The sequence below is a fragment of the Streptomyces sp. NBC_00057 genome, assembly GCF_045041165.1.
Classification (GTDB): domain Bacteria; phylum Actinomycetota; class Actinomycetes; order Streptomycetales; family Streptomycetaceae; genus Streptomyces.
The window spans coordinates 1,878,743-1,900,071 of the sequence record NZ_CP108256.1 but is presented as its reverse complement, the minus strand read 5'-3'; the positions used below and the strand labels follow the sequence as shown (position 1 = coordinate 1,900,071).

The window sequence follows — 21,329 nt, the reverse complement described above, 5'->3', positions numbered from 1 at the left end:
ACTCCTGCACCACCGCAGTGCCGTGCCCGGTCATTGCACGGACCAGCTCGGGCTCCAGGACGCTCGTCAGTCAACTGCGGATCCCGGTGCCGTTCTTGAACACGACCTCCCCGGAGTTGCTACAACCGACCTCGGGTCTGCGCGGGCATCAACTCCGCCTCGATGGGCGCTGGCTGCGGTTGGCCGCCGCCCGGATGCCGAGTTCCGCCGCCCTCAGCTCCTCGAGCGGAGCGAGGTCGCCGAGTCCGGGTACACACACCACGTCGTCCCCGTTCAGCGCGGCGAGCGAGGCACCGATCACCTGGGCCACCGGCATTCCGCCCTCGTCGCGGACCGACGGTTCACACCCCCGCCGCAGGACCCTCATTTCGTCGCCGCTGGCGACGGAGCGTGCCCGCTGCGTGGGCTGTGACCACTTCTCCACTGGCGGCACAGGCGCTCGGCATGAGCCGGCCCGCATCGCGCCTGCGACGTCCGGGCGTCAACGAGCATCCTGGAGCGCAATACCAGCAAGCACCATGGGTCGCTGCCGGTGCCGGTGTGACACGAACTCTGGTAGGCCGGGCGACTGCTAGGCCCGGGCGTTCCACACGCCGGTGCCGGGCCGTTCGATGGGCGGTTGGCCGACAGGCGCATCCGTTCAGGGGCTCTGTGGTGCAATGGCATCTGACCGGCACCGGGCTTGGCCGGCCCCTCGCCCACGCGGGACGGAGCCCTGAGCGCCAGCGAGCAGCGAGGAGTGACCGTGACCGTATGCGGGCCTGACGGGGACGGTGGGCCGACCACTCGTCTTCCCGAGAACGGGGGTGGCCGGGGCAGGGCGATGACCTTGGCGGGGACGTTGGCGGCGGCGGAGACCGCGGCGCCCGTGGAGTCGCTCGACGTGGTCGCGCGCATGCTCAAGGAGTACCTCGGGGCCGCGTCGGTGTCGTTCCTGATCACCGACTTCACCGGCGGCTCGGTCGTACGGCTGGGGGCGGCGGGCAGCGTCGAGACCGATGAGCCCGCCCGGCGCATCACGCTGCGGGGCACCCTGTACGACGACGTGATCCGCACCCAGCGGCCGAGCGTGGAGGATAGGGGCGAGGGCGCGCTGGTGCGGATCGTCGCCCCGGTGACCAACCGCGGGGACGCCATCGGGCTCCTGGAACTGTTCTTGCCCGTGGCGCCGGACGCGCAGGTGATGAGGGAGGTCGGCGAGACCGCGCACGCCCTGGCATACATTGTCATCGCGAACCGGTCCTTCACCGACCTGTACCAGTGGGGCCGCCGTACCGTCCCGCTGAGCCTGGCTGCGGAGATCCAGCACCGGCTGCTCCCGGCGTCGCTGGCGTGTGAGGCGGCGCAGTTCGCGGTGGCCGGGGCGCTGGAGCCGGCCGACCGTGTCGGGGGTGACACCTTCGATTACGTGATCGACCGGGACTCGGTCCAGCTCTCAGTCACCGATGCCATGGGTCACGATGTCGATGCCGCGCTGCTGGCCACTCTCCTGGTGGGCGCTCTGCGCCGGGCACGGCGGGCCGGTGCGGACCTCGCCGAACAGGGCCGCCAGGCCGACCAGGCCGTGGGTGAGCACGGCCGCCAGGGCTACGTCACCGGCCAGCTCCTGCGTATCAGCCTGATCGACGGCAAGACCGAGTTCATCAACGCCGGGCACCCCTGGCCGCTGCGGATGCGGGACGGGCAGGTGCGGGAGATCACTCTGAAGGTCGATATGCCGTTCGGCTTCCATGCCCCTCACAACTACCGGGTCCAGTCGCTGGACCTGCGGCCTGGCGACCGGCTGGTGATGCTGACCGACGGCATGGTGGAGCGCAACGCCAACAGCCTCGATTTGTCGGACTTGATCGTCCGCACCCGCGCGCTGCATCCCCGTGAGGCCGCCCGCACCCTCATCGCGGCGGTCGTTGACGCCAACCACGGTCACCTGCAGGACGACGCGACCGTCATGTGCCTGGACTGGCGCGGCGTCGGTCACTCCCAGCGGGACGCCGACACCGGCGCCGACCTCGCCGACGCCTCCGCCCCGTCGCGGACGGAGCGGACCACTACTGGGCGATGACTCAAAAACTGCTCCGATACCCCGCTTCGGCCGGCCCTGGGCGGGCGAAGCGGGGTGCTCTGCCCCAGGTGACCGCGTCACCGGGGCAGGCGCCTGCGGCGGCCCAGGCGCAGGCCGAGGAGGACGAAGTCGGCGAGCAAAACCATCACACCGATGACCAACAGGTAGAACAGGCCCTTCGCCACCACTCCGATGATGCCGAGCACGATGGCCACAACGACCAGCAGGAGGAAGAGAGCCATCCGTATCACCTCATGGGGGGGCATCAGCGGCGGGCGAGGCGACGTTCGCGGCTCGCACCCGCCCGGTAGGCGAGCTCGTAGTACGCGAAGACCGTCTTCTCGTCCTCCGCGAGCAGTTCGCCGTCCATGCCGATCGAGGGCGCTTCCTTGACCTGCTTCTTGTCGTAGGCGACCTTCAGATATCCGGGACCGACCGTCGCGTCGCCCAGGGGGACGAACACCAGCCGGTGCCGGGTCGGCAGACCGACCATGACTGTCGCGAACGCGGGCTGGTCCGTGGCCGTGTCGACGTAGACCGCCTCCAGGACGCCGATCTTGTGCTGCTCGTGGTCGACCACGTCGTGGCCTCGCCATTCCCTGATGTCTTCCGCCTCGAACACGGGACCCCCCTCTGTCGCAGGTCAGCTGAAGACCGCTGTCTCGTCTTTCTCTCGCTCCTCCCTCCTTACCGGGCTACGGGGCGTCACACCCTGAAGAGCAGCCAACTTGCAGGCCGAAGCGGCGGACGGCTTTCGCGCGCGGCGCGATGCCTCGGCGGTCGCCCGGCCCGTCGTGGCCCAGCGCGTAGCAACGTGGGTGTGAACGATCACGTAATTCCCCGGGCCCGGCGTCACGTAATTCCCCAGGTCCTGACCTCGTCCATGTCTACTTGGTCGCAGGCTTGTTTGTCTTGTCGGTGCTGCCTGCTCGGGGCCGCTTGTTGGGCCGGTAGCTGGGCCCGTTCATGATCACTTGGTGGCTGGTGTTGATGAGCCGGTCCAGGAGGGACTCGGCGACGACGGGGTTGGGGAAGAGCGGATACCAGTCGCTCGGCGCCCTGTTGCTCGTCAGGATCAGCGACCGGCCCTGCCGTTCGGAGACGAGCTCGTAGAGGTCGTCGGCCTGGGATGCGGTCAGCTGGCGCATCGCGAAGTCGTCGAGGATGAGCACGTCGGGACGTACCAGTTCACGCAGCCGGCGGTCCCAGGTGCGGTCCGCGTGGCCGCCGGCCAGGTCCGCCAGGATGCGGCTGGTCTTCGCGAAGCGGACGTTGGCGCCCTGACGGATGGCGAGGTGTCCGAGCGCCTGGGCGACGTGTGTCTTTCCGACGCCGACCGGTCCGAACAGGATTACGGACTCTCCGGTGTGCAGCCAGCGCAAAGCGGCGAGGTCGCGGATCTGGGCCGCGGGCAGCTTCGGGGAGGCCGCGAAGTCGAACTCCTCCAGGGTGACCTGCTGCTCGAACTTCGCCCGGTGAAGGCGGCGTTGGAAGGCGACGGTGTCACGGCGGGTGATCTCGTCCTGGCAGAGCGTCTGGAGAAATTCGAGGTGTCCGAGCTCGCCGCCGTGGGCCTGGGCCAGGCGGGCGTCGAGGGTCTCCAGCATGCCCGACAGCTTCAGCGTCCGCAGCGCGTCGCGCAGGGCGGTGTCCATGATGCTCATCACGCGGCTCCTTCTTCGTGACGGTGGTCATCACGGTCGTCGTTCGTCATGCCGGGGGTCGTCGCGGTCGAGAAGAGCCGCGTCGGGCCGTGCAGGAAGGCGGCGGCCCCGCCGTCGCCGCTGGTCTCAGGGGCGGGCTCGGTCTCAGTGCCGGCGACGAGGATGCCCTTGATGGTGCGGTAGGACGGGTCACCGACCGTGGTCGCCTTGGCGCAGGCGGCCTCCAGCCGGGCGTCGCCGTACTTCTTGCGCAGTCCGAGCACGCCCTGGGCGGCGCGGAGCCGGTAGAGCGCGTTCACTTCCAGCAGCCCGTCGATCACCTCCCGGCAGGCGGCGCCGACCTGGACGGACTGGGTGCGGCACCAGGCCGGGGTCCGCATATGGAAGGCGATCTTCTCGGGCGGGTAGTCGCTGGAGTGGGTGACGAGCGACGCGAGCCGGTACGCGGTCGCGGTCAGTAGGTGGCCAGGGAGATGGCGACGTAGTGCGCGGTGAAGGCTGCCACGGTCAGAGCGTGGAACACCTCGTGGAAGCCGAACCAGCGGGGCGAGGGGTCGGGTCGCTGGAGGGCGTAAACGACCGCGCCCGCGCTGTAGAGGAGACCGCCGGCCACGATCAGGGCGAGTATGGCCGCTCCGCCGGTGTGCAGGAAGTCGGGCAGGTAGCGCACCGGTGCCCACCCCAGGGCCAGGTAGCACGGGGTGTACAGCCAGCGCGGAGCTCCGACCCACAGGACCCGGAACGCGATGCCGGCCAATGCGCCCGCCCACACGATCCACAGCAGCACGGACCGCTGTTCCGGCGGGAGGAGGAGCACGGCCAGGGGGGTGCAGGTGCCGGCGATGATCAGGAAGATGTTGGCGTGGTCGAGACGTCGCAGAAGAGCCTCGCCGAGCGACCCCCAGGTGCCGCGGTGGTAGATGGCGCTCGTAGCGAACAGCAGCCAGGCGGAGACCGAGTACACGGCGCAGGCCAGGGCCGCCTGCGGGGTACGAGCCAGGCAGATGAGCACGATGCCTGCGATCAGTGCGGCGGGGACCATTCCGGCATGCAGCCAGCCACGCAACCTCGGCTTGATCGGTTCGGCCAGGTCGGCCGCCCGCTCCACCAGGCCGGCAACCGAGTCAGCATTCCCCCCTGCATCGTCACCTTGTGATCCGCAGGGCAGCCCGTCTTCACGACGTTCTCCACGCACTGGGGCGACGTGAATGTATTCGGCTTCAGCAGCGTCGCGAGACACAGCTTCTCGTCCTCCCTCGGACTCCTGGGTGTCACCGGTAATCATGCGGTCATGCTAGGAGACCTCACCCGGACAGCATTCTGGGAGGTCGGTCTCGAAATCCAGGCCCACGTCGCCTGGCATGGCCGTTTCGCCCCCGTGCGAACCCCAGCCCCGTTGATCCTGCCGCCAATTGAGTCTGCCGAAGCCGAGTAGATCGGCTGGTCATGGGAACGATCAGGGCTCCCGAACGGGCATCTCCGCTCGCCTGCCCGCCAGGATCGCCGATGCTTCCTGAGGTCCGCCCCCACATATCCGCCCCCTCGCACACCAGTTGGAACACCAATTGGGCCTGGCTTCGCGTCTCGAAGCCGGCCATCTCGATGTGGAGCGCGTCGTCGGCATCGCAGTGGTCGTAGCTGCCCACTCCAGTGGCTATGCGGCCCTCAGCCATCTCCTCGCGCTGCTGGCCGCGCTACCTGGCCCCCACCAAGGCAGGAGAACGCTTCTGGTCGGACCTGTGGAGGTCTTCGGGCACCGCGTACCTGCTACCCGTCAACATCAAGGCTCCGGTGCTGCGTTCCCTGGCAGGAGAAGGAACCGGCCTGGCCCGAAAAATCCTCTCAGCCGTCGATGAGATGACCCCGCTCCAACACGTCGCAGCCGGGGAGGTGATCGGTCAAGCCCTCACCGAGTCCGATTATTTTCCCGACCTCAAGACACAGGTCATCGGAGAACTGTGGCTCCGAGATCTCGAGCTCACCGCCTGGCGCGTCCTGCACGCGGACCGCAGGTGTGCACGACAACCGCACAGGGCATGCGGCGCCCGAGCCGACCTATGGCGCGCGGTCCCGGCCTCGTATCCCTACTCATCCAGCTGTGCTCCTGCCACTTCCGAGCAACATCCTGATCGCCGACGAACTGCGCGCCAGCGACCTGGACCGTAGCGTCATGGCCGGGCCCATCGGTAAATCGAACGGTGAGGCGGCCGACCGAGCCCGGGACAACGCTTGAAACGACCGAGTTCAGGAAGTTCCCGGCCGAGGTCGCGCCGGCCCCGGATGTGCCTCAACAGATCAGGGCCGCGGAGCCATTGCTGCGCGGCCCTGATCTGTTGAGGCACAGGTCCTGTCGACGCCCGGCACGAGAGCAGGTCCCCGTGTCCGGGTGAGCAGCACGGCCCGCACGGGCGACGGCAGTCACCGGACGCGGTGTGCGCGATCCCTCGGACAGGGCTGCCAGGTCAGGCCAGGTTGATGTTCTCGGCCTGCGGGCCCTTCTGACCCTGAGTGACGTCGAACGTCACGGCCTGGCCCTCCTGAAGCTCACGGAAGCCCGAGGAGTTGATCGCCGAGTAGTGGGCGAAGACATCCGGGCCGCCCCCGTCCTGGGCGATGAAGCCGAAGCCCTTCTCCGCGTTGAACCACTTCACAGTTCCCGTAGCCATGTCTCATACCTTCCAGTCGATGAACGCCTCCCACGCCATGCGGAAGGCAGAGGTGATCGCCCTGGTCCCTGCGGCACAGCACAGCAAAACGCCCACACCAAAGGCGCGGGCAAAGGGGAACTCCGAACCACGACAGCTGACGCAGACGCTACACGCCCACACACCGCGTCACCATAGAAAGCGATCACGCCACACCCCGGGACGGTGCGTGCGGTGCCCGCCGATGCCGACGGGCGTCATCTCAAACTGCAGCTGGTGGATTGGCCGGCCCGGCGGTGCGGCGGTGTTCGGCGTTGATGCGCTGGGCTTCTTCGAGCTGGTCTTCGAGGATGACGATGCGGCAGGCGGCCTCAATGGGGGTCCCGTGGTCGACGAGTTCACGCGCTCGGGCCGCGATGCGCAGTTGGTAGCGGGAGTAGCGGCGATGGCCGCCCTCCGAGCGCAGCGGGGTGATCAGGCGGGCTTCGCCGATGGCGCGAAGGAAGCCCTGGGTGGTGCCGAGCATCTCGGCGGCCCGGCCCATGGTGTAGGCGGGGTAGTCGTCGTCATCGAGACGGCCGAACGAGTCGTCTGCTGTCACTTGCACCTCTCTGTGGAACGCGTGGAGGGGCCCGGGTGCCGTATGGCACCCGGGCCCCGAAGGAACTACTACACCATCTGCCGGCCCTGATACTGCGCCGGCCTTCTGTTTCCGCAGACCCGACCGAGATGCTGCCGGGAGTGCGCGGATCGCGGTTGCTTGACCGGAGACCACCTCACTATCGATGTCCTGCGGTACCCGGGCCCAAGACTTCCGCCCGGGCGATCCTGATGGCGCGGGGCTCCTCCGTTCTTCCCTCTGGGATCAATCACTTACCTGACGCTGTACTGCTCTGTGGCCTGTGACAGCGCCGCTCTTCGGCAGCCAGCCCCGTCGCCCGTCCTGCGTCTGCTCTGGCTTGGAACCCCACTGCCGAACCTCCCGGCACGCGCGCCCGCAGCCGACGCCTTCACCGAGGTGCTGCTCACTGACTTCACTGCTGGGTACTGCGCACTGCACTTACGGGTACTGCCACTGCGGTACTGCTTCACGGCGGCCCCTGATCACTGCGGGCCACCCGGTCCGGCAGTCAGTCCCGTCGCCGTCCTGCAAAAACCCTGGCTTCGAAACTCCACCACCGCACCGTCCTGCGAACTGCAACTACGTGTATTGCGGGTACTGCTGCCCGGCAGTTCATCTCTGCCAGGCCCTGCGGTCTCTCTGGGCTACGAGAGAAACCATAACCATGCCGCCACCCAATGTCTACTCCAGCCAAGACAGATTTTTATGCCTGCGGCGACGAGGTAATCGACCTCGAACGCTGAGGTGCAGAGAAAGGGCTGTCGAGTGGCTTGGAGACCGCGGGCCGGGAGACCGAAGGCCCCGACGGCATCGGCATGGCCGTGCACGACCGCAGCCCGCGGGCGCCCCGCATGCGTACCCCCGACCTGAACGACGGCACTGGAGGATTCGGCTGGCCCATGGTCAACCACTTCGCCCTCACCACCGCTGTCACCCGCCGAGTGCCCGGCGGCAAGACCGTCCAGTGCCCTTCTGGCCCGGTAGCGCCAAGGCGGCTGCGCTCCCCTGGGGGGGGGCCGTTGACCTTCCCAGGGTCCATCTCACGGACGACCGCTGCACCAACAGCCGCGACGAGAAGAGCGGCGAAAAGTGGTTCGACGGCGAACTCGTCAGTCAAGGGCGGCAAAGGCACCGACATCATGCCGCGGGCTCCAGGGAGCAGATCGCCACGGCGTCGAAGGGGCTGTCCAAGGCGGCGGCCCACGAACTGATCGGCGCCCTGGTCGATACCTCGTTGGCCACGCTGCCGCGCTTTCGCAGGCCCAGTTCCCCGGCGACCGAGGTTGCTGTCACGCTCCGGCGGGGCCGGCCCCGTCTTGACCGTGACGCTCATTTGACGCTCCGGGCCCCGAGAGGTCACCTCCCGAGTCGAGAAACCGGCTCTGACCAGCGGTTTCTGCTGACTCGCTCCCTGTGACATCTTTTCGATGACGCATCACGTGGAGTGCGTGGCGGTGCTTGAGCCGGTCACGAAGGGGTCCTGACCTGCTGTTTTGTGCGTGCGCATTATGTGCGGTGTGGGCGTTAGGGCCCGTAAAGAATCAACACGTTGCTTCACGACCTCCCTGTCGTTGGTGTGGTATGCGCATACCGAGCGAGGTTCGTGACCAACTTGCCCTGAGATTCGGAGTGTTGTTCCCTCGTCTGAATGAGCGGCAGCAGCGGCTGGCGCTGGCCGCCGAGGCCCGGCTGCTGGGGACGGCGGGGTCCGGGCCGTCGCGCGTGCCGCAGGGGTGAGCGAGACGACGGTGCGGAAGGGTGTCTTTGAGTTGGAGGGCGGTGAGGGCCCACTACCCGATGGCCGGGTCCGCCGGGACGGTGGCGGTCGCAAGAGCGCCGAGAAGCTTGACCGGCTGCTCGTTCCGGCGTTGCTGGCGCTGGTCGAGCCGGATGAGCGGGGCGATCCGATGTCGCCGCTGCGGTGGGCGACCAAGACCGACCGGCAGTAGGTGGCGGAGCACGGTCGCGATGAGGGGTGGCAGCAGAACGGGCACAGGCCCGCGTGATCATGGAGTTCTCTACGCTCTGTGACCGCGAAGGAGGACTGTGCCCGCGCTGCCATCATGCCTGCTTGAACCCGTCTGGGACCAGTTCAGGGCCCTGCTGCCCGACCGGGACGAGTTTGACCCCGACCATCCGCTCGGCTGCCATCGGCGGCGCATACCGGACCGCGTCGTGTTCGAACACGTCGTCCAGGCGCTGGTCCACGGCTCCGGATACGAGCGCATCTCCTCGCCCGGATGCTCCGACCGAACGATCCGACGCCGCGTCAAGCTGTGGGCTCAGATGGGGATCTCGCAAGCGCTGCACCGGATTGCCCTGGAGGCGTACGACCGCATGATCGGCCTCGACCTTGATGAGATCTCGGTCGACGGCTGCATCACCAAGGCGCCGTGCGGCGGAGAGAAAGCGGGGCGCTCGCCCGTCGACCGGGGCAAGCAGGGACTGAAGCGCTCGGTCGCCTCCGACGCGTGCGGGGTCCCGCTCGGGATCGTGTCCGACGGGGCGAACCGGCACGACTCGCCGCTGCTCGGCCCCACCCTGGCAGCGGCCAAAGAGCAGACTGGTGCGATGCCGGAGGCCGTCAACGTCAACCTCGACCGCGGGTACGACAGCATCAAGACGCGTGCGCTGATCGGCGAGTTGGGATTCTCGGCCGAGATCGCCCGCAAGGGCGTGCCCGCCCCGATCCAGGCCGGCAAGCGCTGGGTGGTGGAGCGCACGCACTCGTGGATGAACGACTACGGCAAGCTGCGGCGCTGCACCGAGAGGAGCGGCGAAGTCGTGGACTTCTACCTCTACCTCGCCGCCGCACTCGTCACGCTCCGCATGCTCATTCGACGCTCGACGAGCCGCTACCGCTGGGACGGCCGCCCCAACACCCGACGCCTCAAGTGATCCATTTGCCGGTCGGTCCAAGTCGCTGCGGTCTCTGGCCGGGGAGCTGACGCGGCAGGGCCATGCTGCGTCGGCGCCGACCGTGGGCAGGCTGCTGCGGGAGAATGGTTTCAGTCTGCAGGCCAATGCCAAGACCCTTGAGGGCGCTCAGCACTCCGACCGGGACGCGCAGTTCCGGTACATCAACGACCAGGTCAAGGACCATCAGGCGGAGGGCGAGCCGGTGGTCAGTGTGGACACGAAGAAGAAGGAAGTCGTCGGGGAGTTCAAGAATGCGGGACGTCAGTGGCGGCCGGCCGGTGAACCCGTGCGGGTTGACGTCCATGACTTCCCCGGCGATGCACTGGGCAAGGCCCTGCCTTATGGCATCTACGATCTGGCGGCGGACACCGGCTGGGTGAATGTCGGTACGGATCACGACACCGCAGCCTTCGCGGTCGAATCGATCGGCCGTTGGTGGAACGGGCAAGGGCGCCTCGACTACCCGCAGGCCAGACGTCTGCTGATCAGTGCCGATGCCGGCGGCTCCAACGGCTACCGCACCCGGGCCTTCAAGACCGAGCTGGCCGCGTTCGCCGCCCGGACCGGCCTGGCCGTCACGGTCTGTCACATGCCGCCGGGCACATCGAAGTGGAACAAGGTGGAGCATCGGCTGTTCTCCGCGATCACCATGAACTGGCGCGGCAGACCGCTGAACAGCCACGAGGTCGTCGTGCAGTCCATCGCCGCGACCACCACCCGCACCGGTCTCACCGTCCAGGCGGAACTCGACACCGGCACCTATCCCACCGGTGTGAAGGTCAGCGACGCCGAGCTGAACGCGGTGCCGGTCACCGGGCATGCCTTCCACGGCGAATGGAACTACAGCGGCGCTACCCGGACATGCACGGCACGCTCGCCTGCGAACGGTGCTCCATCGACTACGGCTGGAACTGCTGCACCACGGCAGGGGGCGGCTTCGTCGACGGGAACATTGCCGCGTCCGAGGACGTCGTCGACGTCGACTTCGTCAGCCACCTGCTGGAGCGCGGCACCCACCGTGCCCTGGTGGTGACCTACCCCCGCTCCGGTCTGCTCCAGGGAGCGGAGCTGTACCTGCGCTGGCTCGCCGGCCACAAGCACACCCTGCCCGAGGTCGCCGCCCGTCTGGGCGCAGCCCTTGACGAGTGGGACGCCGCACAGCGCAGTGCCAACACCGGCCAGACGGCGGCCGTCTGACCTGCCGCCGGTCACGCCGTCTGCTCCAGACGCTGCGGCTCTACCTGGTGGCCGGTCTTCTCGGCACGGGCCCGGCGTAGCGCGGCGGCCTCGGTCGCCGCCCTACCGGCGGAGTCCCGGAGGAACAACCCATCCGGCCCTTAGTGCTTTTGCTCCGCGATGGGTACCGGTGAATCATGACCGGCACCTTCACCACCCGCACCATCAACATTGCAACCGGCGCCACTGAGACCATGCACGACCTGACGAACGCATGCTCCGCGTTCCTCCGGGAGGTCGCTCATGGGCGAAATGGGCTGCTGAACGTTTTCACCCCCCACGCGACATCCGGCCTGGCCATCATCGAGACCGGCGCGGGCAGTGACGATGACCTGTTGGCAGCCCTCCGCGAAATTCTTCCCGCGGACGACCGTTGGCGAGCCCGCCACGGTCGTCCAGGCCACGGCAGTGACCACATGCTCTCGGCACTGGTACCACCACACGCCACGCTGCCCGTAGTCAATGGTGAGCTGGAGCTGGGGGCCTCGCAGTCCGTTGTACTGGTGAACTCCAACCGGGAGAGCCCCGAACTCCAAGTCCGGCTGTCCTTCCTCGGCTGACCACACCACCCACGCGGTCCTGCGGCTGACAGCCCGCTGTTGGCAGCCGATGTCGACTACAGGCCGATGCCGTAGCGGGGGTTGGTCTCTTCAGATGCCGGCCTGGTCGAAATAGTCGGCGACGGCCTTTGAGCCGTCGGCCCATCCGCCTTCGCCGACACGTTGCGATCGTGTCGGCGCCCTTCTCGCGGGCGGCGGTGGCGAATCCTCGGCGTAGGGAGTGGCCGGCAGGTCGGGAGCCAACAGATCGTTCGGCCTTGCAGTGAGGCCAGCGCGGGCGACGGCGCGGGTGACGATCTCCGCGATGCCCTCGCCGGTTCCCCGCACCTCCCTGCTGATCTTCTTCAGGGCGTCCTTGCTGATCGCCGGGTCGAACCCCAGGAAGAGGTTCCCGTGCCGACTCCGGTTCTTTCTGGCGCGGAACGTGTATCCGAGGAAGGTGAACGCCGTGTGCTCGTAGGAGCCCGTGCGCAATCCGTCCTTGCAGTAGACGATCCGGGTCTTGGCCGGGTGCAGACGCAGCCCGACCTCGGCCATCCTGTCCGCGAGCGCCGCCAGCACCTGGCGGGCCTGGCGCTCGGTGACGCAGTGCAGCACCGCGTCGTCCGCATAGCGTTCGAACCAGACGGACGGGAACTCCCGGTCCATCCAGGCATCGAACGCGTAGTGCAGGAACAGGTTCGCCAGGACGGGAGACACCACGCCCCCAACGCAATGGGCAACTTCTGCTTCGAGGTGACGCTCGGCTACCGGCGCTTGGAACTCCTTCCTCGCGCGGAGGGTAAGGAGCGTCACAATGGGTAGTAGGTTTGTGACATGGTGCGTGGTGATCGTGTCGATAGCGTCGAGTACGCCCGGCGGGTCAACGCCGCCGCGGATCTGGTCGGGGCGGGTGCGCCCGTGGCCGCAGCCGCCCGCACGTTGGCGAGTAGGTACGGGGTGTCGGTGCGTCAGGCACGCCGGTATCTGGAGCAGGCCATGGCCGCTGGACATCTCGAAGTCCCCGAGTCGAGCGTGGTGTTCACTGTCAAGCTGCCGGAATCGCTGGCAGGACAGATCCGCGCCCGTGCCCACGAGAGCGACCGGGCGATCTCCGCGGTGGTGGCCCAGGCCCTGGCCGAATTCCTTGAGCGGGGTGCCCCGGAGGGGCGGCCGGGCAGGTGAGCGGCCGGCCGGTGGAGGTGGAGGCGGTCTTCGACCGTCATGCGGCGGCGGACTTGTCCGCGGCCTACGCGGCGTTGGTTCCGCAGCGGCGGGCCCGGATACGGGATCGCCTGGAGCAGGCAGGAGTGAGCGATGACCAGCGTGGCGATCTACGCCCGGGTGTCCTCGGCACGGCAGAAGAAGGACCAGACGATCAGCTCGCAGACCGCGGCCCTGCGCGCGCACGCCGCCGAACAGCGTCTTGAGCTGCCCGAGGAGTGGGTGTTCGAGGACGAGGGGCACTCCGGGGCGACCCTGGTGAGGCCCGCGCTGGAGCGGCTGCGCGACCTTGTCGCCCAGGTCGGCGTGGATGTGGTGCTGTGCTATGCGCCCGACCGCCTCGCCCGCAAGTTCGCTTACCAGGCCCTGCTGGTCGAGGAGTTCGCCCGGGCCGGCACCCGGGTGGAGTTCGTCCGCGGCCCACGCGGCGACAGCCCCGAGGACCAGCTGATGGTCCAGTTCCAGGGCATGTTCGCCGAGTACGAGAAGGCCCAGCTGATGGAACGCTACCGGCGCGGGAAGACCTACCGGGCCCGCTCGGGGGCGGTGAACGTGCTGGGCGGAGCCCCGTTCGGCTACCGCTACCTGCGCAAGACCCCCGAGTGCGGGGCCACCTACGAGATCGTCGAGTCCGAGGCGGCGCTGGTGGTCGAGCTGTTCCGCCGCTATACCGACGACGGGGCCTCCATCGCGGACCTGACCCGCTGGCTCACCGACAGCGGCACTCCCACCCGCACCGGCAAGACCCGCTGGGACCGCAGCGTCGTCTGGGGCATGCTCAAAAACCCCGCCTACCAAGGGCAGGCAGCCTTCGGCAAGACCCAGATCCTCCACGAGTCCCCGGGCCTCAACCGCCGGGCCCGCCTGGAGGGCCGCAGCACTCCGCGCGCCGTCAAGACCGCCGACCGCCCCCGCGAGGAGTGGATCATCATCCCCGTTCCCGCGCTCGTCACCCCGGCCACCTTCGAACGCGCCGCCCAGCGGCTCGCCGACAACAAGCGCTTCGCTTCGCGCAACAGCAAGGTCCCCTCCCTGCTTCAGGGGCTGTCGGCCTGTGTGAGCTGCGGATACGGCTACTACCGCACCTCGACCACTACTTCCTCCGGCAAGAAGATCTACTACTACCGGTGCCTGGGCTCCGACGACTACCGCTACGCGGGCGGCCGGGTCTGCACCAACAAGCCCGTCCGCGCCGACTGCCTCGACACCGTCGTCTGGGACCACATCATCGGCATGATCGCCGACCCGCACCTGATCCGGTCCGAGATCGACAAGCGGCTGGACCGTGCCCGCACCTCCGACCCCGCCACCCGCCAGCGCAGCCGTCTCGAACTGGCCCTGGCCAAGGCCACCGCAGCGATCACGCGCATGATCGAGGCGTTCCAGGAACAGCTCGTCACCATCGATGAACTGCGGGCCCGGATGCCCGGCCTGCGGGCCCGGGAGAGTAACCTGCGTGGCCAACTCGACGCGCTGGAAGCCCAGCTCGCCGACCGCGACGCCTACCTCAAGCTCGCTGACGACCTCGAAGGCTTCCTCGCCCAGCTCCGCGAGAACGCTGGGACAGCCGAGGTCCCCGAGCGCCAGCGCGTCCTGAGGCTCCTCGTCAAGGACGTCCTCGTCGGCCCCGAGAAGATCACCATCCGGCACCGCATACCCGTGCGTGAGCGCACCGCCGACGACCAGCATCAAGATCAAGACGCTACGGAGGGTGACTCATGCCCGAGTTACCCATTGCGTTGGGGGCGTGCTCGGGGCCCCTTGCGGGGTCCCGCGTTCCCGCTCCAGCAGGGAGCCGTCGGGCATGGCGAGCGGCGCTTCGAGCCACCGCCGCACATACAAGTTCACCCAGACGGCGTCGGTATGCGCTTCCACTCCCTTGACCAGCAGGTCCCAGGGCACGCTGTCGAAGAACTGGGCGATGTCGAACTCCACCACCCAATTCCGTTTCCAGCAGCGCTCCCGGCACCGTTCCACTGCGTCCAAAGCGGACCGTCCCGGCCGGTATCCGTAGCTGTCCGGATGGAAAACAGGTTCCACCCTTCGCATCAGATGCCGTGCCACCACGGTCTGGGCCACACGGTCGGCGACAGCGGGAATGCCAAGCATTCTTGTGCCCCCGCCGTGCGGCTTGAGAATGGCCACCGCACGCACCGGCGGCGGGAAGTAGGAGCCCGACGACATTCGGTTCCAGACCTTGTAAAGGTTACTCTTCAGGTCTTTCTCGAAGTCTTCAATACTCTGTCCGTCTACGCCCGGTGCGCCTTTATTTGCCCTGACTTCCTCCCACGCCTCCTTGACTTCCCACTTCGAGATATCAAACGGTTTGGTCGATGACTTCAACTGGCCCATCGCACTCCTCCCGGATACCGTCCGGTTGATGTGATCAACTCAGTCACGAACGACCCGGCCCCTTTGCTCCGCCCCCATTACAGGGGCCTCAGCGCTACTACGAGCCGGTCCGCCAGCGTGCTCTGCCTCGGTACTCGACCCCTCACAGTTGCGTCTGCTCGGGGCACTCCCTCTCGTCGCCGCAGCGCGGCGGGCAGTATCAGAGCGCGCCTTCTCCTGTTCCGTGCGAAAGCCGCAGACCGGGCTCACGTCGCCTGCATGCCGGACACCGCCTGGCCAATAAGCGGGCACCCGCCAGGCTCATCCCGGAGTTCAGGTAACACCCCGGTTTTGATGTCGTCTGTTTTCCTTGCGACACGTCAGCAGCGATTCACTTACGTTCGTCTTCCCGGTCCCCACCTGACGCCTCTTACGACGCCTTTTCCTCATCGCTCACCACGACGGTCTTCAGCCAACGCAGCATGAGGCGGTTTGAAGCCTCCCCCCACAGGGCGACTCCGAAGGGCCACAAATCCTTCATCTTTCGCACAGCATCGCTATCGGAAGCTGCCCTACTACCAACTCCTTCTCGCGTTCAGGACACAATACCTGGGGAAATGGGCTGTGAGACTCACAGATTTCAAAGCGCGCGGGGGCGGCCGGCGCACACCTACGATTCCTGTCTGCCTCACTGGATACGGCCGCGCAGCTGACCTGGCGCACTGGCGCGCGAAGCGATCTCAGCCGCGAGGGTCAGGGGGACGGGAGCGTGCTTCTCAGGAGTGGGGTGTCATTCCTTGGGGGTCGTTCTGCGGGGTGTACGTCTTCATTGCCTTGTCTGTCATGAGTGCTGAGATCCGGCGCCATTCTTGGTGTTCCACTTCGGCGGTGCGGAGCCATTCCTCGGCTCGGTAGCTGTCCAGTGCCTGCCCGGCGATGTCGCGCTGGTATTCCTGTGCGTCCTCAGCGGCGCGAGCGACGTCCTGGACCGTCATCCCGGTGGCCAGTGCCTGTACCCGGGCGCGGTAGAACCGGGCGGTGCTGGGGGCGAGGGGGATGGGTTCTTCGAGGGGATGCAGCCAGACGGCGGGCAGGGCGGTGTAGGTGATGGCGGCGGGGAGGGTGACCTCGTTGCCGGCGGTGTCGGTGACGAAGCCGTCGATCTCGTACTCGGGGCCGGCGGGGAGGTCCAGATGTACGGTCTGGTCGGCGGTGAGGCGCAGGGTGACCCGGTTGGTGGTGGTGGCCTCGTAGCCGTCGACGGTGGCGCCCTCGGGGTCGGTACCGGTGACGGTGAGGTCGAAGCGGTCGCCGCGGCGCAGGTTGAGTCGCATGTCGGCGGCGAAATCGGCATGGGTGCGGGGGATACGGTGGCGGAGGGTCGGCGGCAGTCGCTGGGGGACCTTGACCTGGTAGGTCTCGCCGATCCGGATGTCCTGGACGCGCATGACGGCCTCCTGAGCCCCTCTCCAGCCTCCCCCGGGCCGTCCCGAACCGCCAAGGCCGGGGCGGGGAAGCGCCGCGCGGCGGCCCGGTAGAGCCCGCGACCGGAACGTAGGTGACCTCTGACAAGTGATCTTGACCGATTGCCAGGCGACTTTGACCGCCCGGTTCAGGCCGCTTCGTCCGTTCCTACTCGCCGTCGCTGGTGGTCCGGTTCAGACTCCGGCGCCGGTTCTTCTCGGAGCGACGCACCAGCTCGCTCGCGGCGAGCGTCACGGTCGCCACGCCGCGGACCCAGCGGGGCCCGCCGCGCTCCGCCCACACCACACACGCACACCCGCCGGCGGCGTGCACCAAGACGCCGAGCAGCACCAGGCCGACCATGTTTCCCACCTCTGCGTTCATTCGTACGGTCCCGCTGATCATCGGACAGTAGGAGAGTGCAGCCGCGAGCTCCGTCTCACACCCTCACAGCCTTGCTGCGCAATGCGTCTACCTGCGCAAATACGGTGTGAGGCTCACAATCTCCGCGTCTTCGGGGGCCCCAGGCGCTGCTCGTGCCGCTGGGGGAACAGCAGGCCCGGGCCGCCGGGAAGCAGGCCCTTGCGGCGGAGATGGGGGGCGCGGCGGGCGCACCAAGTGGTGCAGTACGTGCGGGGTCGTCGGGTGAAGGCGGGTACGGGCTGGGTGCACACGGCGGGCTCGAAGACCTGCGCCGCGACGTTCAGGAGGTGCTGTCGCTGCTGCGCACCACAGCGCCGGTAGCGGTCGGCGGCGCGGCGGGGGCGCCGGACCGTGTGGTGGCTGGTGTCGGCGACGGCGACGGCATCGCACCGGGATGGCTTGTAGCGCACGCCGCGCAGGGCCAGTGGAATCAGGCCCACGATGATCAGCGCGTTGAAGATGATCGCCGAGGTGGGGCTGTGCAGGGCCATGATGTTGAGGTGCTGCAGGCCCGGTAGACCGAGGCGAACATGGCCGGGATGATCGCGAAGTATTTCGCGACATCGTTGGCGATGGAGAAGGTGGTCAGCGCGCCGCGGGTGATGAGCAGCTGCTTGCCGATCTCGACGATCTCGATCAGTTTGGTGGGGTTGGAGTCCAGGTCGACCATGTTCCCGGCCTCCTTGGCGGCCGAGGTTCCGGTGTTCATGGCCACGCCCACATCGGCCTGGGCCAGGGCGGGCGCGTCGCCGGTCATCGCGATCAACTTGCCACCGACCTGCTCCCGCCTGATGAGGGCCATCTCATCCTCGGGCGTGGCCTCGGCGAGGAAGTCGTCGACCCCGCCTCCTGCGCGATGGCCCGGGCCGTCAGGGGGTTGTCACCCGTGACCATGACGGTTTTGATGCCCATGAGGCGCAAGTCCTCGAACCGCTCTCTGATCCCGTGCTTGACCACGTCCTTCAGCTGGGCGACCTCCAGGACCCGGGCGGGCTCACCGGAGTGGTGGACCGCCACCACAAGCGGGGTACCGCCTGTGGAGGAGATCTCCTGCCTCCGGCCAGCTCACCGAGCACAGTGCGGAGTAGGCCGCAGCCGCCACTGTGTTGTTCCTCCGCCCATGCGCTGAGCAGGCATAAGAGGCTTCGGAGAGAACGCTGTCCGCACTCAGTACCGAGGCCAGACACGGCCGACACTCCGACGCCGTCTCCCGCCTTGAGCTTCGAGAGCAACCGGGGAGACGGACCGTTTCGCAGGACGGTACGGTCAGCACCAGTCAGGGAGACAGCATTCAGGTCGACCACGCGCTGCTATGGTCGCCGCTGTCCTGTACGACGCGGTGGTGCTGTTCGACGGAGGCGTTTCACCGACGATCCGGTCCGGAGGTTCGTCCGCGACGCGTGCGGCACCGCAAGCCCATCGTTGGTTGCCGGTGGAGGCATCGGCCGCCCTGGGCGATCTCCTGCACGCTGGGGTCACCGACCCGGATGCGGCGGGAGGCGAACCCGCCGCTCGGTACGGAGTGGTGACCGCGGCCAACGGCGACGACGCTTCCAGATGCGTTCGCCGTAGCGATTGCCGACGGCAGCTTGAGCGGACACAGTCAGCGCACCGGGCGAAATTCGGGGCACGGTGGAAGCATGGTGGGGGGAGGACGCGTTCGACGCCCGTGACGAAGACCGACGCATGCAGTCGTTGATGCGCAGCTCCTTCAAAGCGCGGCGCCCTGCTCTCGCTGCCGCACTGGGGCATCCCCGCCACCGTGCAGGACGAAGGGGCGAGCAGCCAGGAGCATCACCGGTGTTCTTGCCACAGTGCATCCCTCGGCCGCGCTGCGGGCGAGGGGCGCACCGTCGTGGCCAAGTGAGGGCCTCGTGTCCGATTTTCAGATGGCTGCCCAGTTCCTTTGCTGACGGTCTCTATCCCCGCGTGCGATGCCGACTACGGCGCCAGGACCCTGCCCCGTTGCCACGGACCGTTTTCGAGCGACCTCGCTCAACTTACGGTTGGTCCGCTGGGGTGGTGCGAAGCAGCGACGCGAGAAAGGACGAGAACAATGACCACAGAACCTTCCCCCGAGGGTCCCGGGCCAGTCCCCAGTCGGCCGGATCCGGTGCCACACGACCCGCAGCCGCCGTCCGAACCAGGTCCCGGCGAACCCGAGCCCCAGCCGGACGCGGAGCCGTCCCCGGCGCCGGGTCCCGGTTCCCGCCCGGTCTCCGAGCCGCCCGACTGACCGGAGAGTGTCGCTCCCGCGGCCCTTCTTTCCGGTTGCTCGTGAGCGCGACACCTCACCGATTGCGGCCTCAGAGTGATCGACGCAAGGTGGATACGTCAGCCCCCGACAGTGAAGGACGGAATCGTCATGGGTAAGGCAAAGGCGAAGGCCAAGCAGGTCAAGGGCAAGCTGAAGGAAACCGTCGGCGATGCCATGGACGACAAGGGCATGCAGGCAGAGGGCCGTGGCGAGCAAATGACGGGCAAGGCCCAGGAGACCGCGGCAAAGGCGGCTGAGCGGCTGAAGAAGTCCGGACAGTAGGACCTGCGTTGTGGGCCGCGAACCCGGGGCGACCGCATCCGGGTTTCACGGCCGCCGGGGCCCGGCCTGGTGTCGGCCGCGCGGCTGGCACCAGGCGTCAGGTTTCGTTGCTCGGTGAAAGTTCGCTGACGTTCGGCGAATGCGAGCGCCGGGTGATTGCAACGCCGGGTCGCCGAGGCTGATTGCCCCCGGTGTTCATCCTTCCTCCCGTTGAGGCAAGCGCCGCCGCATCGACTCGGGGTTACCTACTTGCGCGGAGTGGTGTTGTCGCCCTCACGCGCGTGCGCCGCCACTCAGCCTAAGGAGCCGCGATGTTGCTCCCGGACAAGTCCCTGGTCGATTCGCTGCTGCGGCGCTATCGCGCGTGGGAGGTCGTCGTCCTGGCAGAGCCGCACGATCTGGCTAGCCGCCGGCACCTTGAGGATGTCGCGTACACCTTGTGTGTGCTCATGGGGCAGCGCACCACCCGTGATGCGATTACAGAAGCCGAGTTCTACCTCGGGTGGGCCCGATCGGTGGTGCCGGCTGCCGATGTGATGACGCGGGACGGCGGAAAACAGTCTCGTGTTTTCTCGGGCCCGAGGTGAGCGGCCTCGTCAGATGACCCGTGTGCCCCGGAGCCGGACAGCTCGTGTTCGGAGCCGAAGGCTCGGCAAGGAGTGTTCCATGGTGCTGGTCGGATACACAATGATGACCGAGCAGGCCGGTCCGCGTGAGCTCGTCGAGCACGCGGTGGGCGCCGAACGCGCCGGCTTCGACTTCTCCGTCACTTCGGACCACTTCTTTCCGTGGCTGGACTCCCAGGGGCACGCCCCGTACGCATGGAGCGTGCTCGGCGCGGCCGCACAGGCCACATCGCGGATCCCGTTGATGACGTACGTGACATGCCCGACCGTGCGATACCACCCTGCGGTTGTCGCTCAGAAGGCCGCGACGATGCAGCTGCTCTCCCAGGGGCGGTTCCGACTCGGGCTCGGCTCCGGCGAGAACCTCAACGAACATGTGGTGGGCGCGGGCTGGCCCGCCGCCCACGTTCGTTTGGAAATGCTGGAAGAGGCCGTGGAAGTCATTCGCGCGCTCTTCGGCGGCCGTGATGTGAGCCATCACGGCACACATTTCGACGTGGAGAACGCCAAGCTCTGGGACCTCCCGGACGAGCTGCCGGCGATCGGGATCGCGGTATCGGGGGAGCGATCGTGCGAGATCGCCGGCCGGCTCGGCGATCTCGTCATTGCCACCGAGCCCAAGAGCGACCTGCTGGACTCTTTCGACCGGCACGGCGGTACGGGCAAGCCGCGGGTCGGCCAGCTGCCCGTCTGCTACGACACAGACCGCGATGCGGCGGTCGCACGGGCGCACGACCAGTTCCGCTGGTCGGTCGGCAGCTGGAAGGTCAACGCAGAACTGCCCGGGCCGGCCGGATTCGCCGGGGCCTCCCAGTTCGTACGCCCGGACGACATCGCGGATTCCATCCCGTGCGGTGACGACCTCGGCACCTTTGTCGAGGCAGTGCGTCCCTACGCCGAGGCGGGCTTCACGGAGATCGCCCTGGTCCAGGTCGGCGGTGACCATCAGCAGCCCTTCCTCGACTGGGCGGAGAAGGCCCTGCTGCCCGCCCTGCGTGATCTCTGAGAGCAGGTCGCGGCAGTGAAGTTCCTCCA

Annotated in this window: 21 protein-coding genes and 6 pseudogenes; 13 read left to right on the top strand and 14 right to left on the bottom strand. The window is 67.8% G+C overall.

All coding sequences use genetic code 11. The features are described 5' to 3' along the window. Positions 1 to 148: 148 nt before the first annotated feature. Positions 149 to 316, bottom strand: a complete 168-nt coding sequence (locus tag OG953_RS09045; RefSeq protein WP_405683373.1) for a hypothetical protein — start codon at positions 314 to 316, stop codon at positions 149 to 151. A 507-nt stretch (positions 317 to 823) separates the two neighbouring features. Between OG953_RS09045 and OG953_RS09040 the strand changes: the two genes are divergently transcribed. Next, positions 824 to 2,062, top strand: a complete 1,239-nt coding sequence (locus OG953_RS09040) for a PP2C family protein-serine/threonine phosphatase (RefSeq protein ID WP_405691737.1) — start codon at positions 824 to 826, stop codon at positions 2,060 to 2,062. Positions 2,063 to 2,139: 77 nt separating this feature from the next. Here the strand turns inward: OG953_RS09040 and OG953_RS09035 are convergent, their stop codons facing one another. The 5 genes and pseudogenes from OG953_RS09035 to OG953_RS09015 all read right to left on the bottom strand — a co-directional run bounded on the left by OG953_RS09035 (position 2,140) and on the right by OG953_RS09015 (position 5,011). Next, the gene (locus tag OG953_RS09035) at positions 2,140 to 2,304 is read right to left on the bottom strand and encodes a hypothetical protein (protein WP_405683372.1); all 165 of its coding nucleotides are present in this window, start codon (positions 2,302 to 2,304) and stop codon (positions 2,140 to 2,142) included. Positions 2,305 to 2,327: 23 nt separating this feature from the next. After that, on the bottom strand, positions 2,328 to 2,684 hold the full coding sequence (locus OG953_RS09030; protein ID WP_405683371.1) for a PRC-barrel domain-containing protein: 357 nt from the start codon (positions 2,682 to 2,684) through the stop codon (positions 2,328 to 2,330). A 265-nt stretch (positions 2,685 to 2,949) separates the two neighbouring features. Then, entirely contained in the window at positions 2,950 to 3,726 is a 777-nt protein-coding gene (gene istB / locus OG953_RS09025; RefSeq protein WP_405683370.1) for an IS21-like element helper ATPase IstB, read from the bottom strand. Then, positions 3,726 to 4,148: pseudogene (locus tag OG953_RS09020) on the bottom strand (IS21 family transposase); the annotation flags it as partial. The gene istB and the pseudogene OG953_RS09020, both read right to left, overlap by 1 nt. 32 nt (positions 4,149 to 4,180) lie before the next feature. Continuing rightward, positions 4,181 to 5,011: a hemolysin III family protein gene (locus tag OG953_RS09015; RefSeq protein WP_405683369.1), complete on the bottom strand. Its 831-nt coding sequence runs from the start codon at positions 5,009 to 5,011 to the stop codon at positions 4,181 to 4,183. Between the two features lie 813 nt (positions 5,012 to 5,824). On the opposite strand from OG953_RS09015, the gene OG953_RS09010 reads away from it, so the two are divergent. Further along, positions 5,825 to 5,959 (top strand): hypothetical protein, encoded by a 135-nt coding sequence (locus tag OG953_RS09010; protein WP_405683368.1) that lies wholly within the window; start codon positions 5,825 to 5,827, stop codon positions 5,957 to 5,959. Between the two features lie 229 nt (positions 5,960 to 6,188). Here OG953_RS09010 and OG953_RS09005 read toward each other — a convergent pair whose 3' ends face one another. Together OG953_RS09005 and OG953_RS09000 are read right to left on the bottom strand one after the other, a co-directional pair. Continuing rightward, positions 6,189 to 6,392, bottom strand: a complete 204-nt coding sequence (locus tag OG953_RS09005) for a cold-shock protein (protein WP_065965692.1) — start codon at positions 6,390 to 6,392, stop codon at positions 6,189 to 6,191. A gap of 241 nt (positions 6,393 to 6,633) precedes the next feature. After that, complete coding sequence (locus OG953_RS09000) at positions 6,634 to 6,972, bottom strand: MerR family transcriptional regulator (RefSeq protein WP_405683367.1); 339 nt, start codon at positions 6,970 to 6,972, stop codon at positions 6,634 to 6,636. Between the two features lie 812 nt (positions 6,973 to 7,784). Here OG953_RS09000 and OG953_RS08995 point away from each other — a divergent pair. Beyond that, a pseudogene (locus OG953_RS08995) lies at positions 7,785 to 7,977 on the top strand (ATP-binding protein); the annotation flags it as partial. Between the two features lie 153 nt (positions 7,978 to 8,130). On the opposite strand, the gene OG953_RS08990 reads toward OG953_RS08995, so the two are convergent. Beyond that, entirely contained in the window at positions 8,131 to 8,286 is a 156-nt protein-coding gene (locus tag OG953_RS08990) for a hypothetical protein (protein WP_405683366.1), read from the bottom strand. Positions 8,287 to 8,574: 288 nt separating this feature from the next. Between OG953_RS08990 and OG953_RS08985 the strand changes: the two are divergent. The 5 genes and pseudogenes from OG953_RS08985 to OG953_RS08965 all read left to right on the top strand — a co-directional run. Next, positions 8,575 to 8,936: pseudogene (locus tag OG953_RS08985) on the top strand (ISAzo13 family transposase); the annotation flags it as partial. 103 nt (positions 8,937 to 9,039) lie between these two features. Next, a complete protein-coding gene (locus OG953_RS08980; protein WP_405683365.1) occupies positions 9,040 to 9,891 on the top strand; it encodes an IS5 family transposase in 852 nt (283 codons plus the stop codon). Then, positions 9,875 to 10,759 (top strand): annotated as a pseudogene (locus OG953_RS08975) (ISAzo13 family transposase); the annotation flags it as partial. The gene OG953_RS08980 and the pseudogene OG953_RS08975, both read left to right, overlap by 17 nt. Positions 10,760 to 10,938: 179 nt before the next feature. Next, entirely contained in the window at positions 10,939 to 11,109 is a 171-nt protein-coding gene (locus tag OG953_RS08970) for a hypothetical protein (protein ID WP_405683364.1), read from the top strand. Between the two features lie 176 nt (positions 11,110 to 11,285). Beyond that, complete coding sequence (locus tag OG953_RS08965; RefSeq protein WP_405683363.1) at positions 11,286 to 11,708, top strand: YjbQ family protein; 423 nt, start codon at positions 11,286 to 11,288, stop codon at positions 11,706 to 11,708. A gap of 90 nt (positions 11,709 to 11,798) precedes the next feature. Here OG953_RS08965 and OG953_RS08960 read toward each other — a convergent pair whose 3' ends face one another. Then, positions 11,799 to 12,410 (bottom strand): reverse transcriptase domain-containing protein, encoded by a 612-nt coding sequence (locus tag OG953_RS08960; RefSeq protein ID WP_405683362.1) that lies wholly within the window; start codon positions 12,408 to 12,410, stop codon positions 11,799 to 11,801. Between the two features lie 114 nt (positions 12,411 to 12,524). On the opposite strand from OG953_RS08960, the gene OG953_RS08955 reads away from it, so the two are divergent. Then, on the top strand, positions 12,525 to 12,872 hold the full coding sequence (locus OG953_RS08955; RefSeq protein ID WP_266744339.1) for a hypothetical protein: 348 nt from the start codon (positions 12,525 to 12,527) through the stop codon (positions 12,870 to 12,872). A gap of 132 nt (positions 12,873 to 13,004) precedes the next feature. Continuing rightward, positions 13,005 to 14,126: pseudogene (locus tag OG953_RS08950) on the top strand (recombinase family protein); the annotation flags it as partial. Positions 14,127 to 14,627: 501 nt separating this feature from the next. Here the strand turns inward: OG953_RS08950 and OG953_RS08945 are convergent. The 4 genes and pseudogenes from OG953_RS08945 to OG953_RS08930 all read right to left on the bottom strand — a co-directional run. Continuing rightward, the gene (locus OG953_RS08945; RefSeq protein WP_405691735.1) at positions 14,628 to 15,020 is read right to left on the bottom strand and encodes a reverse transcriptase domain-containing protein; all 393 of its coding nucleotides are present in this window, start codon (positions 15,018 to 15,020) and stop codon (positions 14,628 to 14,630) included. 998 nt (positions 15,021 to 16,018) lie between these two features. Next, positions 16,019 to 16,690: a hypothetical protein gene (locus OG953_RS08940; RefSeq protein WP_405683361.1), complete on the bottom strand. Its 672-nt coding sequence runs from the start codon at positions 16,688 to 16,690 to the stop codon at positions 16,019 to 16,021. A 184-nt stretch (positions 16,691 to 16,874) separates the two neighbouring features. Further along, positions 16,875 to 17,090 (bottom strand): hypothetical protein, encoded by a 216-nt coding sequence (locus OG953_RS08935; protein WP_405683360.1) that lies wholly within the window; start codon positions 17,088 to 17,090, stop codon positions 16,875 to 16,877. Between the two features lie 422 nt (positions 17,091 to 17,512). Then, positions 17,513 to 18,176: pseudogene (locus OG953_RS08930) on the bottom strand (HAD-IC family P-type ATPase); the annotation flags it as partial. Positions 18,177 to 19,494: 1,318 nt separating this feature from the next. Here OG953_RS08930 and OG953_RS08925 point away from each other — a divergent pair. The 3 genes from OG953_RS08925 (at position 19,495) to OG953_RS08915 (ending at position 21,300) form a co-directional block, all read left to right on the top strand. Next, the gene (locus OG953_RS08925; RefSeq protein WP_266749759.1) at positions 19,495 to 19,668 is read left to right on the top strand and encodes a CsbD family protein; all 174 of its coding nucleotides are present in this window, start codon (positions 19,495 to 19,497) and stop codon (positions 19,666 to 19,668) included. 311 nt (positions 19,669 to 19,979) lie between these two features. Beyond that, a complete protein-coding gene (locus tag OG953_RS08920) occupies positions 19,980 to 20,255 on the top strand; it encodes a DUF5133 domain-containing protein (protein WP_266749760.1) in 276 nt (91 codons plus the stop codon). A 79-nt stretch (positions 20,256 to 20,334) separates the two neighbouring features. Next, positions 20,335 to 21,300, top strand: coding sequence for an LLM class F420-dependent oxidoreductase (locus OG953_RS08915; protein ID WP_405683359.1), 966 nt, complete (start codon positions 20,335 to 20,337; stop codon positions 21,298 to 21,300). Positions 21,301 to 21,329 lie beyond the last annotated feature (29 nt).